This is a genomic window from Actinomadura fulvescens, assembly GCF_039533225.1.
GTDB lineage: Bacteria > Actinomycetota > Actinomycetes > Streptosporangiales > Streptosporangiaceae > Spirillospora > Spirillospora fulvescens.
The window spans coordinates 498,240-515,499 of sequence record NZ_BAAATD010000001.1; the positions used below are offsets into that span (position 1 = coordinate 498,240).

At 70.4% G+C, this 17,260-nt stretch carries 14 protein-coding genes; 13 read left to right on the plus strand and 1 reads right to left on the minus strand.

From position 1 onward, the window contains the following. Position 1: 1 nt before the first annotated feature. The 12 genes from ABD333_RS02340 to ABD333_RS02395 all read left to right on the plus strand — a co-directional run bounded on the left by ABD333_RS02340 (position 2) and on the right by ABD333_RS02395 (position 14,911). Entirely contained in the window at positions 2-1,027 is a 1,026-nt protein-coding gene (locus tag ABD333_RS02340; protein WP_344537201.1) for a hypothetical protein, read from the plus strand. 199 nt (positions 1,028-1,226) lie between these two features. Then, on the plus strand, positions 1,227-2,264 hold the full coding sequence (locus ABD333_RS02345) for a glycoside hydrolase family 18 protein (protein ID WP_344537203.1): 1,038 nt from the start codon (positions 1,227-1,229) through the stop codon (positions 2,262-2,264). 136 nt (positions 2,265-2,400) lie between these two features. Then, the gene (locus ABD333_RS02350; protein WP_344537204.1) at positions 2,401-2,598 is read left to right on the plus strand and encodes a hypothetical protein; all 198 of its coding nucleotides are present in this window, start codon (positions 2,401-2,403) and stop codon (positions 2,596-2,598) included. A gap of 462 nt (positions 2,599-3,060) precedes the next feature. Continuing rightward, positions 3,061-3,942 carry a 4-hydroxy-tetrahydrodipicolinate synthase gene (dapA, locus tag ABD333_RS02355; RefSeq protein ID WP_344537205.1) on the plus strand — a complete coding sequence of 294 codons (882 nt, stop codon included), beginning with the start codon at positions 3,061-3,063 and terminating at the stop codon, positions 3,940-3,942. A gap of 67 nt (positions 3,943-4,009) precedes the next feature. Beyond that, positions 4,010-5,695, plus strand: a complete 1,686-nt coding sequence (locus ABD333_RS02360) for a ribonuclease J (RefSeq protein ID WP_344537206.1) — start codon at positions 4,010-4,012, stop codon at positions 5,693-5,695. A 69-nt stretch (positions 5,696-5,764) separates the two neighbouring features. Then, positions 5,765-7,801, plus strand: coding sequence for a bifunctional protein-serine/threonine kinase/phosphatase (locus ABD333_RS02365; protein ID WP_344537208.1), 2,037 nt, complete (start codon positions 5,765-5,767; stop codon positions 7,799-7,801). Positions 7,802-7,870: 69 nt separating this feature from the next. Then, complete coding sequence (locus tag ABD333_RS02370) at positions 7,871-10,450, plus strand: FtsK/SpoIIIE family DNA translocase (RefSeq protein WP_344537209.1); 2,580 nt, start codon at positions 7,871-7,873, stop codon at positions 10,448-10,450. A gap of 257 nt (positions 10,451-10,707) precedes the next feature. Beyond that, on the plus strand, positions 10,708-11,469 hold the full coding sequence (locus ABD333_RS02375; protein ID WP_344537211.1) for a helix-turn-helix domain-containing protein: 762 nt from the start codon (positions 10,708-10,710) through the stop codon (positions 11,467-11,469). 59 nt (positions 11,470-11,528) lie between these two features. Continuing rightward, positions 11,529-12,938, plus strand: a complete 1,410-nt coding sequence (rimO, locus tag ABD333_RS02380; protein WP_344537212.1) for a 30S ribosomal protein S12 methylthiotransferase RimO — start codon at positions 11,529-11,531, stop codon at positions 12,936-12,938. Beyond that, positions 12,935-13,528: a CDP-diacylglycerol--glycerol-3-phosphate 3-phosphatidyltransferase gene (pgsA, locus tag ABD333_RS02385; RefSeq protein WP_344537213.1), complete on the plus strand. Its 594-nt coding sequence runs from the start codon at positions 12,935-12,937 to the stop codon at positions 13,526-13,528. The genes rimO and pgsA overlap by 4 nt, the downstream gene beginning before the upstream one ends. A 46-nt stretch (positions 13,529-13,574) precedes the next feature. After that, a complete protein-coding gene (locus ABD333_RS02390) occupies positions 13,575-14,402 on the plus strand; it encodes a YndJ family protein (protein ID WP_344537215.1) in 828 nt (275 codons plus the stop codon). After that, the gene (locus ABD333_RS02395) at positions 14,399-14,911 is read left to right on the plus strand and encodes a DUF1990 domain-containing protein (protein WP_344537216.1); all 513 of its coding nucleotides are present in this window, start codon (positions 14,399-14,401) and stop codon (positions 14,909-14,911) included. The genes ABD333_RS02390 and ABD333_RS02395 overlap by 4 nt, the downstream gene beginning before the upstream one ends. Here the strand turns inward: ABD333_RS02395 and ABD333_RS02400 are convergent. Beyond that, positions 14,908-15,549, minus strand: a complete 642-nt coding sequence (locus tag ABD333_RS02400; RefSeq protein ID WP_344537218.1) for a hypothetical protein — start codon at positions 15,547-15,549, stop codon at positions 14,908-14,910. The genes ABD333_RS02395 and ABD333_RS02400 overlap by 4 nt on opposite strands. 349 nt (positions 15,550-15,898) lie before the next feature. Here ABD333_RS02400 and ABD333_RS02405 point away from each other — a divergent pair, with 349 nt between their 5' ends. Beyond that, the gene (locus tag ABD333_RS02405; protein WP_344537220.1) at positions 15,899-17,218 is read left to right on the plus strand and encodes a CinA family nicotinamide mononucleotide deamidase-related protein; all 1,320 of its coding nucleotides are present in this window, start codon (positions 15,899-15,901) and stop codon (positions 17,216-17,218) included. Positions 17,219-17,260: the final 42 nt, after the last annotated feature.

Sequence of the window (17,260 nt, forward strand, 5' to 3'; positions counted from 1 at the left end):
CATGGCCGACAAGCTGACCATTCCGGAGGGCGGGTTCTGGCCCGCCCCCGAGATCCCGCAGCCGAACATCTATCCGATGGAGTGGCGGGTCGAGACCGAGAAGCTCGCCGCCATCTACGAGAAGTCCAAGCGCATGGTCTGGAATCCCGCCGACCTGCCCTGGGACGGCCTGCGGCCCGAGGACTTCACGCCGGAACAGCGGCTCGGGATCATGTACTGGTTCGCGGTGCTGGCCAACTTCGACGCCTCCGGACCCGCGGTGTTCGCCCGGGCGACCATCCACGCGTTCGAGCAGCACGAGGAGGACCCGGTCCGCAAGTGCTTCTTCTCGATCACCCGCGACGAGATGAACCACGAGGAGTGCTGCCAGCGCACGATCGCCAAGCTGTGGCCGGGCGGCCCGCTCGACTGGACGCCCGAGACCGACCTGGAGAAGGCCGCGCACAACAACATCGGCTGGCTCTACCACAACGGCGGCCGGTACTGGCAGGGCTACAGCGGCGCCGTGGGCAAGTACTCGCTCGCCGTGCTGTTCACCAGCTTCATGATGGGTGAGATGGCGGCGTCCACGCTGTTCCGCGGCATGGCGTCGGGCACCTCGCACCCGGTCTTCGGCGAGATGTTCCAGCGCATCGGCCGTGACGAGTCCCGGCATCTGCAGATCTGCATGACGATCCTCGACAACGAGTGGCCCGGCCTCACCGATGACGTCAAGGGCCAGATCACCAAGCAGCTGCGCGCCGGGTTCGTCTTCCTCTCGATGATCCTCTGGGAGCCGCCGGACGGGTTCTGGGACCTGCCCCCGTACTTCCTCGACAACCACCGCGTGCTGATGAACCACGCCCGCGAGGCCGGTCTCGGCGTGCTGTCGTTCGAGGAGCAGGCGGAGAACTGGAAGCTCGCCATCGCCCGCGTCCGGGCCATCGTGGAGCGCTGGGGCATCGAGTTCCCCGCGATCCCCGAACTCGACATCGACGGCGTCACGGTCGACGTCATCGATCCCGAGGACATCATCCCCGTTTTTTGAGACCCGTCCTGGTCTCGGCCTCGGCTTTGGCGTGAGGCCGAGACCCGGACAGTCCGGTCAGGGCGGCGACCCCGGGCACCGTGGCCGCATCCGGCCAACCCGGATGCTGCCGTCCAGGCGGCGCCGACCGGGCGCGGTCTGCGGAACAGTCGTTCCACCTGCGTGAACTTGTACGGGTTCTGGAGCGTCTGTCCGTGTGATGAGCATGATGCGCGGTGTACTCAAGAGAATCGGCTGGCTGGCCGTTTACGTGTTGGGGCTGGTGGCCCTGGTGTTCGCGGGGGCCTGGGTGTGGTGGCAGCCGGAGCCGGAGGCGCGTGGCACGGAGGTGAACGCGCTGTGGGCGCGGCATCAGTGGGTGGGGGAGGAGCACACCGAGGACGAGTACCGGGCGTTCGCCAGGCTCCTCCGCGAGAACCGGATCACCGACGTCTACTTCCACGCCGGGCCGTTCGAGCCGAACGGGAGCGTGCCGCCGGCCAAGTACCGCAACGCCGGGAAACTGATCGCGGCCATGCGCAGGCACGCGCCGGACGTGCGCCCGCAGGCTTATCTGGGCCAGATCCGCAAGGTCGACGGGTACGGGCTGGTGGACCTGGACGATCGGGCCGTACGGGAGACCGTCCTCAAGACCGACATGATCTTCCTCGATCTGGGCTTCGCCGGGATCCACTACGACTTCGAGCCGATCTACCACGACGATCAGGGGTTCCTGACCCTGCTCGACGAGACCCGCGCGCTGACCCGGCCGCGCGGCCGGCTGCTGTCGGTCGCGATCGAGCAGCTCACCACCGTCGACGCGCTCCAGCCGGTGTACAAGGCGCTGCTGCCGCGCGGCTGGGGCCGGGCCCACTACCCGCCGAGGCCCACCCGCGACTTCCTCACGAAGATCGCGGACCGCGCGGACCAGGTCGCGATCATGACCTACGACGTGGGGCTGCCCACCCGTTCGCTGGCCGGTCTGCACTTCGCCTGGCACACCGAGCAGACGCTGCGGCTCATCGGCGACCGCACGACCGTCTTCATCGGCGTTCCCACGTACCGGCCCTCGATGGACTGGGCGGAGGACCTGCCCGGAGCGTTGCGCGGCGTCCGGCGGGGGCTGGACGCGCTGGACCGGCCACCCGCACGCCCCTACGGGGTGGGCGTGTACGCCGACTGGACGACCAGCCCGGCGGAGTGGGCCCGTTACCGGGCAACCTGGCTGCCGCGCGCGCCAGCAAACGTTGGCGGTTAGGCAAGCCTGCTTGTCACGTTCCCTTTCCCGCGTTTCCGCAGTTCAGAAGGCTTGTTGTGGAGGCCCGAACCGGGGTAGGGCTGGGTGGGTACCGACACCTCCTGGCGGACGACAAGGGAAGTGGGGAACGAGGCCGATGAGCATTGAGCAGACAGCGTGGCACGATGCCGACCGGCTGCTGGAGCTTTCAGTCGAGTTCGCCGGCTGGCGGCTCGGCCGCGGAGGCTCCGGGCACTGGTGGGCCGTACGAGGCAACGAACTCGTCCGCACCCTCAGCATCGAGGAGCTGCGCGCTCGTCTGCACGAAATCACCACCGTGAAGCAGAGCGCCTGACCGATCCCCGTACGGCGGCCCGAACCGCCGCACACCCGGCTCCCTGAGGAGGGACGTGCGCACGTTATCCAACCGAGTCCGGAAACTGGCAGGACTGACCCCGTAACGCGGCATTTGCGTGCCACGATGTGGATGTAGAAGCCGTCGCCGCGCGTACCCCCGAGCGTGTGGCGGCGGCTTCTTCCTTCTTTCCGGAACCTTCATACCCGTTCCGGCGACAATCCGTCACCACCGGCCCCTCACGCTCCGCCACCCCCCGGCCGCGCCCGCGGGCTGCGAATCCCGCGCCGCACGGCCCGCCACCGAACGGTGGTGACACACGGGAAGGGGGCCTGCGGGTCCACGCCGACCGGCTGGAACGTTACCCTTCGGTGCATGGCACCCAGCACAACGAGCGACGCTGTGTCCGATGGCGATCGGACATCGGCGGCTCACGGCGATCGGACACCGCCGTTCGGGCGGATGTTGACCGCCATGGTCACCCCGTTCACCGCCGACGGCGCCGTCGACTACGACGGGGCCGCGCGCCTGGCGACCTATCTGGTCGACGAGCAGCGCCACGACGGCCTGGTCGTCAGCGGGACGACGGGGGAGTCGCCGACGACGAGCGACGCCGAGAAGGACCGGCTCCTGCGCACGGTGGTCGAAGCGGTCGGCGACCGCGCCCGCGTCGTCGCCGGTGCCGGGACCAACGACACCGAGCACACGCTGCGGCTCGCCAGGGCGGCCGAGGCCGCCGGGGCCGACGCCCTGCTGGTCGTCACCCCGTACTACAACAAGCCCCCGCAGGAGGGGCTGCTGCGGCACTTCACCGCGGTGGCCGACGCCACCGGCCTGCCCAACATGCTGTACGACATCCCCGGCCGCACCGGGGTGCCGATCCACACCGAGACCCTGATCAGGCTCGCCGAGCACCCGCGGATCGTGGCGGTCAAGGACGCCAAGGGCGACCTGTTCGCCGGCTCCCAGGTGATGGCGGCGACCGATCTGTTCTTCTACTCGGGCGACGACGCGCTCAACCTGGCCTGGCTGTCGATGGGCGCCGCCGGGTTCGTCAGCGTGGTCGGCCACGTCGTGGGCGCCGATCTCCATGAGATGATCGACGCGTACCTGGCCGGTGACACGGGCCGGGCGCTGGCGATCCACCGCCGGCTGCTGCCCGTCGTCACCGCCATCATGACCCGAACGCAGGGCGCCATCGCCGTCAAGGCAGCGCTGAACCTGCGAGGCCTTCCGGGCGGCCCCCTGCGGCCACCGCTCTGCGAGGCCTCGCCCGAGTTCGCGGCGCGCCTGCGTGAAGACCTACTGCACGGGGGAGTCAAGATTTCGGAGGTTAATACGTGAGCGGAGCGAACGAGAGAGCGCGGCAGCCTATGGCTCACGCGGGGCCGAGCCGTCAGGTGAGGCGCCCGTGAGCCATCCCCACCCTGAACTGTCCGCCCCGCCCGCCCTGCCGGACAACGGCCTGCGCATCGTCGCACTGGGCGGGCTCGGGGAGATCGGCCGCAACATGACGGTCTTCGAGTACGGCGGCCGCCTGCTCATCGTCGACTGCGGCGTGCTGTTCCCCGAGACCGAGCAACCGGGCATCGACCTGATCCTGCCCGACTTCGAGTACATCCGTGATCGTCTCGACGACATCGAGGCGGTCATCCTGACCCACGGCCACGAGGACCACATCGGGGCCGTCCCGTACCTGCTGCGGGAACGCCGCGACATCCCGCTGGTCGGCTCGCGCCTGACGCTGGCGCTGCTGGAGGCCAAGCTCACCGAGCACCGGATCAAGCCGGTCACGATCCAGGTGGCCGAGGGCGGCCGGCAGAGCTTCGGGCCGTTCGACTGCGAGTTCCTGGCGGTCAACCACTCCATCCCCGACGCGCTGGCGGTGGCGATCCGGACCCCGGCGGGGCTGGTGCTGGCGACCGGCGACTTCAAGATGGACCAGCTGCCGCTCGACGGCCGGCTCACCGACCTCCCGGGGTTCGCCCGGCTCGGGGCCGAGGGCATCGACCTGCTGATGTCCGACTCGACCAACGCCGAGGTGCCCGGCTTCGTCACCAGCGAGCGCAACATCGGCCCGGTGGTCGACGAGGTGTTCCGCATCGCGCGGGAACGCATCATCGTCGCCTGCTTCGCCTCGCACATCCACCGGGTGCAGCAGGTGCTGGACGCCGCGGTCGCCAACAACCGCAAGGTGTGCTTCGTCGGCCGGTCGATGGTGCGCAACATGGGGGTCGCGCGCGAGCTCGGCTACCTCAGCGTGCCCGATGAGATCATGGTCGACCCCAAGGAGCTCGACGACATCCCGGGCGACCGGCTGGTGCTGGTGTGCACCGGCTCGCAGGGCGAGCCGATGTCGGCGCTGTCGCGGATGGCCAACCGCGACCACTCGATCCGCATCACCGACCGCGACACGGTCATGCTCGCGTCGTCGCTGATCCCGGGCAACGAGAACGCGGTCAACCGCGTGATCAACGGCCTGACCCGGTGGGGCGCCCGCATCGTGCACAAGGGCAACGCGCTCGTGCACGTCTCCGGGCACGCCTCCGCGGGCGAGCTGCTGTACGTGCTCAACGTGACCAAGCCGGGCAACTTCATGCCCATCCACGGCGAATGGCGGCACCTGCGGGCGCACGCCAAGCTGGCAGCGCTCACGGGCGTGCCCGAGGACAACATCGTCATCGCCGAGGACGGCGTCGTCGTCGACCTCGTGGCCGGCCAGGCCAAGATCGTCGGCGCGGTCCCGGCCGGCTACGTGTACGTGGACGGCCTGTCGGTCGGCGAGATCACCGAGACCTCGCTCAAGGACCGGCGCATCCTCGGCGAGGAGGGCTTCGTCTCCATCGTCGTCGGCATCGACTCCACGTCGGGCAAGCTCGTCGCCGGGCCGGAGATCCACGCCCGCGGCGCCGGCATCGTCAACCAGGACTTCGACGAGATCATCGCCCGGCTCGAAGCGGTGCTCCAGGACGCCGCCTCCGACGGGGTCAACGACACGCACCAGCTCAACCAGTTGATCCGCCGCAGCATGGGCAAGTGGGTGAGCGACAACTACCGCCGCCGCCCGATGATCATCCCGGTGGTCGTCGAAGTCTGATCGCCGCGTTCCCCCGGCCTTGCGCTAATTTGAGAGGGCCGGGGGAGTTCGTCCTTAGCAGGAGGCCGCGTGGCGGGGCGTCAGCAGATGATGGCGCTTCGGCATGCCGTTCGTTCGGACATCGGCGCGGTCGCGCCCGGCAACGCCGACTCCGCGTACGCGGGCCTCCATTTGTTCGCCGTCGCCGACGGCACCGGAGGCCGCCGGAAGAACGGCCGAGTCGAGAACGACGATCTCTGGGCCTATGGCCGTGACCCGCGGGCCGAACTCGCCGGCGCCATCGTGATCGACACCCTGCGCCGGTTCGACAAGGCGCCACCGCGCCCGGATCAGCTGCTGGACGTCCTCGAACGGGCGGCCGACGAGGCCGACCATGCCATCCGGCGCAGGGTGACGGCCGACCGTGACCTGCGCGGTATGGGCGCCACGCTCACGGCGCTGCTGTGGGCCAATGACCAGCTGGCGCTGGTGCACATCGGCGACACGCGCGGCTACCTGCTGCGCGACGGCGAGCTGTTCCTGATCACGCCTGACCATTCGCCTGTCCAGTCGCTGATAGACGAAGGCAAGCTCAGTGCCGAGGAGGCCGAGACGCATCCACAGCGGATGGTGGTGTCGCAAGCCTTGGACGGCGGCGGTGAGCCGGAGGTGTTCTCCAAACTGCGCAGGCCGGTGCTCGGCGATCGCTACCTGCTGAGCACGGACGGGCTGTGGAGGGTGGTCACCGCTCAATCGATCTACGATCTGGTGTCCGCGGAGGCGGACCCGGACAGGGCGGCCGCTCGACTCATCGAGCTGGCCGGGCAGGGCGGCGGCCCCGACAACATCACCTGTGCCGTGGTCGACGTCGTGGAGCCGCACGCCGACTGGCCCGAATCTCCCGTGAGAGCGGTGGGTGCGGCCGCGTACCTCGACATGTCCTCGCGGCTGCCGGACCTCGGTCAGCAGGCCGGTGTTCCCTTCGGTCGCCCCGGGGAGCCACCGCCGTCTGAGTCCGAGCCGACGTCCCCCCGAGCCGTGCCTGTCGAGAACGCGCCGTCCTCGCCACCCGAAGTCGCGCCGAGCGAGGCCATCCCGAGCCAAGCCGCGCCGCGTCGTGCCGCCCCGCCTCCGGCCGTGCGGCCTCTGCGCCTGCCGGAGGCCGTTCCGCTGCAGGCCGCGCCTCCCGGCGATGACCGGGCACAAGAGCCGCCTCCGGCCGTGCCGCCTCTGCGCCTGCCGCAGGAGGTCGTGCCGCCGCAGGCCGCGCCTCCTGGAGATGACCGGGCGCAAGAGCCGCCCACGCGGCGGGCGGACTTCTCGCTCGACGGATACATGCTCTTCGACGCGCTCGGGGAGGGCGGGAACGCCACGGTCTACAAGGCCCGGCGGATCGCGCTGGAGCGGGACGTGGCGATCAAGGTGGTGGACCGGCGGGTCCGCGGGGAGCGCGACCGGCGGCGGTTCCGGCGGGAGGTCGACGCGGCCGTCCGCCTCTCCGAACACCCCAACGTGGTGACCCTCTACGACGCCGACACGCTGCCCGACGGCCGTCCGTACATCGTCATGGAGCTCTGCTCGGGCGGCTCGCTCGCCGACCGGTTGCGGCGGGTGGGCCCGATGACCCCCGGGTTCGTGCGGGAGGTCGGGGTCCAGATCGCGGACGCGGTCGCGGCGGCGCACGAGCACGGCGTGCTGCACCGCGACATCAAACCCGCCAACCTGCTGGTGACGAGGTTCCGCCGGGTGGCGCTGGCCGATTTCGGCATCGCGGCGCTTCCCGTTCCGGGGCAGGAGCTCTCGGTCACGCTGGCCATGACGCCCGTGTACGCGGCGCCGGAAGTGTTCGACGAGTCCGACCCCGCCCCGGCCGCCGACATCTACTCGCTCGGCGCCACGCTCTACGCGTTGCTGGCCGGACGGGCGCCCCGGGCACCTGACCGGCCGCTGAGCCCGACCGCCCTCATCGGCCATCTGCTGCGCTCGAAGGACGATCCGATTCCGCCGGTCGAGGGCGTTCCGGACGAGTTCATGCGCGTCCTGCGGAAAACGCTGGAGTCCGAGCCGGACGCCCGGTACGCGACGGCCACCGCCCTCCGGGACGCGCTCGCGGCGCTGCGCCTCTGACACGGCGCGGTGGCAACACGCCGCGCCGGGTCTCGGGAACCCGCCCGGCGTTTGGTTAGTCTCATCAGCATGGCCACACGTGCGTCCGGAGGTACGAAGAACTCCTCACGTACCCGGGCCAGTGCGGCCCGCGGGAAGTCGTCCGGTTCGTCTCCTCGCAAACGTGCGAGCGGCGGCACCAAGGGGACCAAGGGCAAGGGAGCGTCCCGGGGAGGTCCTCCCCGCAAGAACGACGACCCGTTCCTGCAGATCATCCGCGGCGCGTTCCAGCTGGTCGCCAAGCTCTACAGCCTGGCCGCGGTCGCCGTCGGATCGGTCTTCCGGGCGTACGGTCAGGGCGCGCGCGACCTCGACGAGGAACACCGCCGTGACGGGCTCGGCCTGGCGCTGCTCGGTTCCTCCATCGTGCTGGCCTCGGTCACCTGGTGGCGGCCGGAGGGCGTCGTGACGATCGCGCTGGAACGCGTCGTCCGCGGCGGCATCGGCGTGTTCGCCATGGCGCTGCCCGTTCTGCTGGCCGTGCTGGCGTGGCGCACGTTGCGCCACCCCGAGCACAACGACGAGACCGGCCGCATCATCATCGGCATGACGGCGCTCGGCATCGGTGTGCTGGGCGTTCTGCACATCGCCGCGGGCCTGCCCGCGCCCGCCGACGACATGTCCGGCGTACGCCACGCGGGCGGCGTCATCGGCTGGGCGGCGTCGGCGCCGCTGGAGGCGGCCCTGAGCGGCTGGGTGGCGGTGCCGCTGCTGCTCCTGCTCTCGGCGTTCGGCCTCCTGGTCGTCACCGCGACCCCGATCAACCGGGTGCCCGAGCGCATGAGCGAGCTGTGGTCGGTGGCCACGCTGCAGGGACGCCCCGTACGCCCGGAGACCGGCAAGACCCCCGGTGAGACCGCGGCCAAGCCGAAGCGCCGCCGCAAGGGCAAGGGCAAGGGCGACGGCGACGACTCCGAGCTGGAGGTCGGCGAGCACTCCAAGCCGTACGACACCCCCGTCCTGGACGACAAGCCGAAGAAGCCCGACAAGCAGCGCGACCTCGCCGACGAGCTCTTCGAACCCGAGCCGTTCGAGGCCGAAGTGCCGCCGCCCGCCGCGCCGGTCGACGACGTCCCGCCGGACGTGCCGGATCCGAGCCCCGCACCGCGCCGCACCGAGCAGCTGCCGCTGTCGTCGTCCGGTGAGATCTACGAGCTGCCCGACCCCGGCATGCTGCGGCCCGGCAGCGTCACCAAGCCGCGGACCAAGGCCAACGACACCGTGGTCAACGCGCTCACCGGCGTGCTGGAGCAGTTCGACATCGACGCGCAGGTCACCGGGTTCACCCGGGGGCCGACGATCACGCGGTACGAGATCGAGCTGGGCCCGGCGGTCAAGGTCGAGAAGGTCATCGCGCTGACCAAGAACATCGCCTACGCGGTGAAGAGCGCCGAGGTACGGATCATCTCCCCGATCCCCGGCAAGTCGGCGATCGGCGTGGAGATCCCCAACGTCGACAAGGACATCGTCAGCCTCGGCGACGTGCTGCGGTCGCCCGCCGCGACCAATGAGCACCATCCGATGATCGTCGGCCTGGGCAAGGACGTCGAGGGCCGCACGGTGGTGGCCAACCTGGCCAAGATGCCGCACATCCTCATCGCGGGCGCGACCGGCGCCGGCAAGTCGACCTGCATCAACGGCCTCATCACCTCGGTCCTGATGCGGGCGACGCCGGACGAGGTGCGGATGATCCTGGTCGACCCCAAGCGGGTCGAGCTGACCATGTACCAGGGCATCCCGCACCTGATCACGCCGATCATCACCAACCCCAAGAAGGCCGCCGAGGCGCTGGAGTGGGTCGTCGGCGAGATGGACCGGCGGTACGACGACCTGGCCGCCTCCGGGTTCCGGCACATCGACGACTTCAACAAGGCGGTGACGGCGGGCAAGCTCGTCCCGCCGCCCGGCAGCGAGCGCGTCTACACGACCTACCCGTACATGCTGGTGATCGTCGACGAGCTGGCGGACCTGATGATGGTCGCGCCGCGCGACGTCGAGGACTCGGTCGTGCGGATCACCCAGCTGGCCCGCGCCGCCGGCATCCACCTGGTGCTCGCCACCCAGCGGCCGTCGGTCGACGTCGTGACCGGTCTCATCAAGGCGAACGTGCCGTCCCGGCTGGCGTTCGCCACCTCCTCGCTGTCCGACAGCCGCGTCATCCTCGACCAGCCCGGCGCCGAGAAGCTCGTCGGCCAGGGTGACGCGCTGTTCCTGCCGATGGGCGCCAGCAAGCCCATGCGCATCCAGAACGCCTACGTCGCCGAAAAAGAGATCCACGGCATCGTCGAGCACTGCAAGGGCCAGATGGAGGCGGTCTACCGCGAGGACGTCGCCGGGCAGGCCGGGCCGAAGAAGGAGATCGACGAGGACATCGGCGACGACATGGACCTGCTGGTGCAGGCGATCGAACTGGTCGTCAGCACGCAGTTCGGCTCCACGTCGATGTTGCAGCGCAAGCTGCGCGTCGGCTTCGCCAAGGCGGGCCGGCTGATGGACCTCATGGAGAGCCGCGGCATCGTGGGCCCGAGCGAGGGCTCCAAGGCGCGCGACGTCCTCACCAAGCCCGACGAGATGCCAGGCGTCCTGGCCGAGCTCCGCGGCGGGTCCTAAGGCTCGCTCCAGGTTCAGGTGAGTCTCGCTCCAGATTCAGGTGGCGCGTTCACGGCCGGCGCGTGACGCGGGTGCGAAAGACTGACGATCTCATGGTGGACGAGAGCGATCTTGGGGGCGGGCGTCCGCGAATGATGCGAAATCTTGCCCTGTTTCGAACGTGTTGCCTGTCGCTCAATGGGCATGGCCGTTCCTAGGATGGAGATTGCTGGAGTGTGTGTGGGGTTGGCCGTGGTGCGCTCTAAGGGAGGCTCGGCGTGAGCATCGGTGAGACCTTGACTCAAGAGCGTCAGCAGGCTGGTCTCACGGTGACCCAGGTGAGTCTGCAGACCCGGATCAGAGAGACCGTGATCCGCGCCATCGAGCGCGACGACTTCACGGCGTGCGGGGGCAACTTCTACGCCCGCGGTCACATCCGCAGCATCTCGCGCGTGATCGGCATCGATCCGGAACCGCTCGTCCGGGAGTACGACGAGATGCACGGCGGCGCGCCGCAGCCGGTCTCGGCGGCCACCGCGTTCGAGCCCGAGACGCCGGTCGCCTTCCGGGAACGCCGCGCGCCCAACTGGAGCGCCGCCATGGCGCTGGCGCTGGTGCTCGTGGTGATCTACGGCATCGTCCAGGTCGTCGGCAACGACTCCGGCACGGAGAAGCGCCAGGCCCGCCAGGTGGCGGGCGGCCCCGGTGCCGGGGCGCCCGCGGCGACGGCGACGCCCTCGCCCACGCAGACCCGCAAGGACCCGGTCGCGATGGCCCCCCGCAAGAACGTCGAGCTGCGGGTCAAGGCACGCCGCAACACCTGGATCAACGTCCGGGGCGACAAGGGCAGGACGCTGTTCAGCGGCATGCTCCACACCGGTGACGTGCGGGAGTGGACGGCCAAGAAGAAGATCAGCATCGTGATAGGGAACGGCGACGGCGTCCGGCTCACCGTCAACGGCAAGGATCTCGGCGCGCCCGACAACGACGGCGGCGTCGTCCGGCTGAGCTTCACGCCGCGCGATCCCGACGGCGCCTGACGCCGCGAATCGGGCGGCGCTGGTCGGTGTAGGCACCCGCGCCCATTACCGTTAGGGGCATGTCCACACGCCGTACGGTCTCACTCGTCACGCTCGGATGCGCCCGCAACGAGGTCGACTCCGAGGAGCTCGCCGCCCGGATGGAGGACGCGGGCTGGGACCTGACCGAGTCGGCCGACGGGGCCGACGTCGTGGTGGTCAACACCTGCGGCTTCATCGACGCGGCGAAGAAGGACTCGATCGACACCCTGCTGGCCGCGCACGACTCCGGCGCCAAGGTGATCGCGGCGGGCTGCATGGCCGAGCGGTACGGGGCGGAGCTGGCCGAGGCGCTGCCCGAGGCCGACGCGGTGATCAGCTTTGACGACTACGCCACGATCGGGGAGCGGCTGGACGACGTCGTCGAGGGCCGGCGGCGCGAGACGCACGTGCCCCGCGACCGGCGCACGCTGCTCCCGATCAGCCCGGTGGAGCGCACCGCCGCGGCGCCCCAGATCTCCATCCCCGGTCACGGCGACCTGCCCGAGGGCGTCGCCCCGGCGACCGGCCCGCGGATCCTCCGGCGCCGTCTGGGCGGCGGGCCGGTGGCGCCGCTGAAGCTGGCCTCCGGTTGTGACCGGCGCTGCACGTTCTGCGCCATCCCCGCGTTCCGCGGCGCCTACGTCAGCCGTCCGCCGGCGGAGGTGCTGGAAGAGGCGCGCTGGCTCGCCGGCCACGACGTCCGCGAGCTGGTCCTGGTCAGCGAGAACTCCACCTCCTACGGCAAGGATCTCGGTGACCTGCGGGCCCTGGAGAAGCTGCTGCCCCGGCTGGCGGCCGTGGAGGGCGTCGAGCGGGTCCGTGTCAGCTACCTGCAGCCCGCCGAGACCCGGCCCGGCCTGATCGAGGTGATCGCCTCGACCCCCGGCGTCGCGCCGTACTTCGACCTGTCGTTCCAGCACGCCAGCGGCCCGGTGCTGCGCTCCATGCGGCGGTTCGGAGATCGTGAGCGCTTTCTGGAGCTGCTCGACACGATCCGTGCCCAGGCGCCCGAGGCGGGCGTGCGGTCCAACTTCATCGTCGGCTTCCCCGGGGAGTCCGAGGACGACCTGAACGAGCTGACCGAGTTCCTGAGCGCGGCGCGGCTCGACGCGATCGGCGTCTTCGGCTACTCCGACGAGGACGGCACCGAGGCCGCCACCCTCGACGGCAAGCTCGACCACGACGAGGTGGCCCGGCGCGTGGAGGAGGTCTCCGCGCTCGCCGAGGAGCTCACCGCCCAGCGCGCCGAAGACCGCGTCGGCACGCGCGTCCGCGTGCTCCTGGAGGACAAGACCGAGGACGGCGCGTTCGAGGGGCGCGCCGAGCACCAGGCGCCGGAGGTCGACGGCACCGTCGTCGTCCGCGGCGCCGGGCTGTCGCTCGGCACCATCGTCACCGCCACCGTCGTGGACAGCGACGGCGTGGACCTCGTGGCGGACGTGCCATGATCGCCGGCCCGCCGGATCGCGACGATCCGGTCGCGACACCGCCGCAGGCGAGCGTCTACAACATCGCCAACTACCTGACGCTGCTGCGCATCCTCCTCGTGCCGGTCTTCGTCTGGCTGCTGTTCCAGGACGGCACCGGCTGGCGGCTGGCCGCGTTCGCCGTCTTCGCGGTCGCCTCGATCACCGACAAGATCGATGGTGACCTCGCCCGCGCGCGCGGCCTGGTCACCGACTTCGGCAAGATCGCTGACCCGATCGCCGACAAGGCCCTGACCGGTGCCGCGCTGGTCAGCCTGTCGGTGCTCGGCGAGCTCTGGTGGTGGGTGACCATCGCGATCCTGGTCCGCGAGATCGGTATCACGCTGATGCGCTTCCTGCTGATCCGGACGAGCGTGATCCCCGCCAGCAAGGGCGGCAAGCTCAAGACGATGTTGCAGGTCATCGCGATCGGGCTGTACATCCTGCCGGGTCCGCTCGATCCCCTGCGCTGGGGCTTCATGGCCGCCGCGCTGGTCGTCACCGTGGTGACCGGCCTCGACTACGTCGTGCGGGCCTGGCGGCTGAGGCACACCTCACCCTCCGGTTCCTGAGCCGGGCCTTTTGAACGTGTTCAGGACGGTGTAGCGTCGGCCATGCTTGAACACGTTCAAATACTCGGAGGCCGCCGTGGTCGTGCTGGTGAACATCATCGTGATGACCGGCATGCTTCTTGTGGTGCCGCTCGGCCTCGGCCTGATCGACCTCTCCGCCGCGTACCGCCGCCTATGGCTCGTCGGCGCGGTCCCGGGCGCCCTCTCCCTCTGGCTGCCGCGCGGCGCGCTGGCCGTGGCTCTCGCCATCGTCTACGCGCTGGCCACCTTGCCACTGGCCATACGAGGCCTCCAGCGGCTGCTGCGCCTCACGTCCGTCGACATCGCGGTGGGGACGGGCCTGGGGATGCCGTCGGTGGCGGCGACGGCTCTGGTGGCGGAACGGGGCGGGGTCGAGCTCTTCGGCTTCTCACTGAAGATCCTTTCGTTGACGGTGGCGCACTTTCACTTCGCCGGGTTCGCGGCGGCGCTGGTGGCCGGCCTGGTGTGCCGGGCCGTCAGAGAGCCTCTGGGAAGCTTGGCGGCGCTGAGCGTTCCGGCGGGGACGTCGCTCGTGCTGGTGGGTTACTTCACGGGTGAATGGGTCGAGTTCGCCGGGGCAGTGGTGTTGACGGGCGGGATGTGGCTGGTCGGATGGCTGGTCTGGCGTGAGATGCGGGTCGGTGACCGGGCCGTCCGGGCGCTGCTGCTGATCTCGGCGGGGGTGCTGGTCGCCACGATGATCCTCGCGTTGAGCTGGGCGCTGGGACAGGCCTCGGGGCTGCCGCATCCCTCGCTGACCTGGATGGCTGCCACGCACGGGGTGGGCAACGCGTTCGGCTTCGGGCTCTGCGGGATGCTCGCCTGGCGGTCGTTGAGGGAGGAGGCGCTGTGACACAGGAGTTCACGTACGCGGAGGTGGGGGCTACCAAGACCCTCGACCTGCCGGACGGCTACAGCCACCTGCGCGTGCGCACGCTGGTCGGCGAGGGGCCGGTCGCGATGCGGAACGCGGCGGACGCGCTCATGGAGTTCTGGATGCACCGGGCCGTTCCGGTGCGGATCGAGGCTTCCGCGCGGAGGGCGGCACCCGGCGTCAGCGTGCTCGTCGGGCTGGGCGTCGGGCCGTTCCGGATCAAGGCGCCGTGCCGCGTGATCTGGACCGAGGACGAGGAACGGCGCGTGGGATGGGCGTACGGAACGCTGCCCGGCCACCCGGAGGTGGGGGAGGAGGCGTTCGTGGTGCACATGGACGACACGGGAGACGTCTGGCTGACCGTCACCGCGTTCAGCCGCCCCGGTGGACGCCTGGCGCGGCTCGCGGGGCCGCTGGTGCCGTTCATGCAGCGCGCGTACGCACGCAGGTGCGGCGCGGTGCTGCGCAGGCTCGCCCGGCCGCGTTAGACGGCCGCGCCCGAGCGGGGGCCGGGCGCGGCATCGTCGGGCTCCGCGGCCTGAGTCTCCGGGGCCTGAGTCTCTACGGCCGGAGTCTCCGCGGGCAGGGCGATCGTGGCGGCGGCCACCAGCAGGCCGAGAAGCGCGCTGGGGATCAGCGGGTTCGGGCCGTGCCAGCTCACCTGGACGCTGGAGGCGCTCAGCTGCGCCAGGCCGAAGGCGACGGCCCCCAGCGTGTAGGCGAACAGCGGGAGGCCCTGGCGCCGCCGCCACGCCCGCTGCTCACGGAAGGCGCGGAGCCCGGCGGCGCCCGCCCACACCAGCAGCAACCCGGCGATCAGGGCGCCCGCGACGGCGAGCGGCCCGTACAGCGTGGACGGTTCCACCACTCGGGCGCCGTCGGCCAGGGTGGCGTCGACAGGCCGCGGCCTGTCGCCCGACATCACCATCCGGGCGGGTGGGGCCGCCAGCCGCAGGAGGCCCTGGACGGCGACCGTCAGGTAGGGGATCGCCGAACCGGCGACCAGGATGCTCGTCGCGGCGCGGACGGCCATGTGGAACGGGCTGGACCGGTGCCAGAGAATCTCGTTCTCCGCCGGTTCGCGCCACCCCGGCCCGCTGTGGTCCGCGCCGTACGGCAATGTCATATGCCGCCCTTCCAGAGCCTGCGATCGCACCGACGACTAAAGTGATCGTCCGCTTGATAGATCGGCTTATCCAGGAAGCGCGCCGCCAAACTCGTTTCCCGAAGAATGGCCCACCAAAAATCGTTTTCAACCAACTTCTGACCGTCTGAGCTGCGGAGATGGCGTTCCGGTGAACGGCCCTGCCGAGACCGATAAAACGTGACGTCCACGCAAGCCTTTACCATTAGAGAGTCGGGCGATGCCCTTCTTGAGGGCACCGTATTGATTGGCTTTGGTGTCCAAGGGCCTGAAGTGCACCCGCGCAAGGCCGGTGGAGAACGGCCGCGGCGGTAGATTCGGTGGTGACGTCATGATCACCATCGGGAGGGTCGCCATGCGGGTCGAACTGCTCACCATCGGGGACGAGCTGTTGCTGGGCGACACGGTCAACGGCAACGCGGCCTGGATGGGGCGGCGGCTGGCCGACCACGGCATCGAGGTCACCCGCAGCGTGGTCGTGGGCGACGAGCTGGACGTGATCATCTCGGCGGTGGACGAGGCGCTCGGCCGGGCCGATGCCGTCATCACGACCGGCGGCCTGGGACCCACCTACGACGACCTGACCAGGGACGCGCTGGCCAAGGCGGCGGGCGTGGCGCTCATCCGCGACCCGGTGCTGGAGAAGCGGCTGCGCGCCCGCGTCGCGGCGGCCAACCGGCCGCTGGCCCCCATGGCGCTGCGTATGGCGGAGGTGCCGGAGGGCGCGGGACTGCTCGGCAACTCGGCCGGGAGCGCGCCGGGGCTGCGGGTCGAACTGCCCGGGGGAGTGGCGTACGCGCTGCCGGGCGTCCCGTTCGAGATGCGCACGATCATGAACGAGATCGTGATTCCGGAGCTGGTCGAGCGGGCCGGGCGGCCCCAGGTCGCGCGGCGTACGCTCCGTACGGCCGGGGCATGGGAGTCGGTGATCGCCACCAGGCTCGCCGAGGTCGAGGCTCTGGACGGCGTCAGGCTGGCCTACCTGCCCTCGCCGGGCGAAGTCAAGATCCGCATAACGGCGTCCGGGCCGGACGCCGCGCGACGGCTGGACGGCGCGGAGGCGCTGGCCCGGGATCTGCTCGGCACGATGGTGTACGGCACGGAGGACGAGTCGCTGGCCACCGTGGTGCACCGGCTCCTGATCGAACGTTCCCGGACCGTGGCGGCGGCCGAGTCGCTGACCGGCGGCCTGATCGGAACGGACCTCACCGCCGCGCCCGGCGCCTCGGAGACCTACGTCGGCGGCGTGATCGCGTACGCCACCGAGATGAAGAACCGGCTCCTCGGCGTTCCCGAAGAGCTCTTGCGCGCGCACGGCGCCGTGCACCCGGATGTGGCGGCGGCGATGGCGGCGGGCGTCCGGGACCGCCTCGGGGCGTCGTACGGAATCGGGGTGACCGGCGTGGCGGGTCCTGAGCCGCAGGACGGCCATCCGGTCGGAACGGTCTACATTTCCGTGGCCGGACCCGGCAGCGAACCGAGGGTGATCAGCCCGCTGCTCATCGTGCCGGGCGCCGGTGCCGAGGTGCGCGAGGTGGTCCGGAGGCTCACCGTCGTCCATGCGCTTGAGCTGCTACGACGTGACATTTTGGGGCTTGACGCGGAGCACGGAGCCCGTGAGGCTGAAGAAGATCGGGAAGAGCGGGGCTGATTACAGCGTTACGTTCGGAGCGAACACGAAATCCACGGTCTG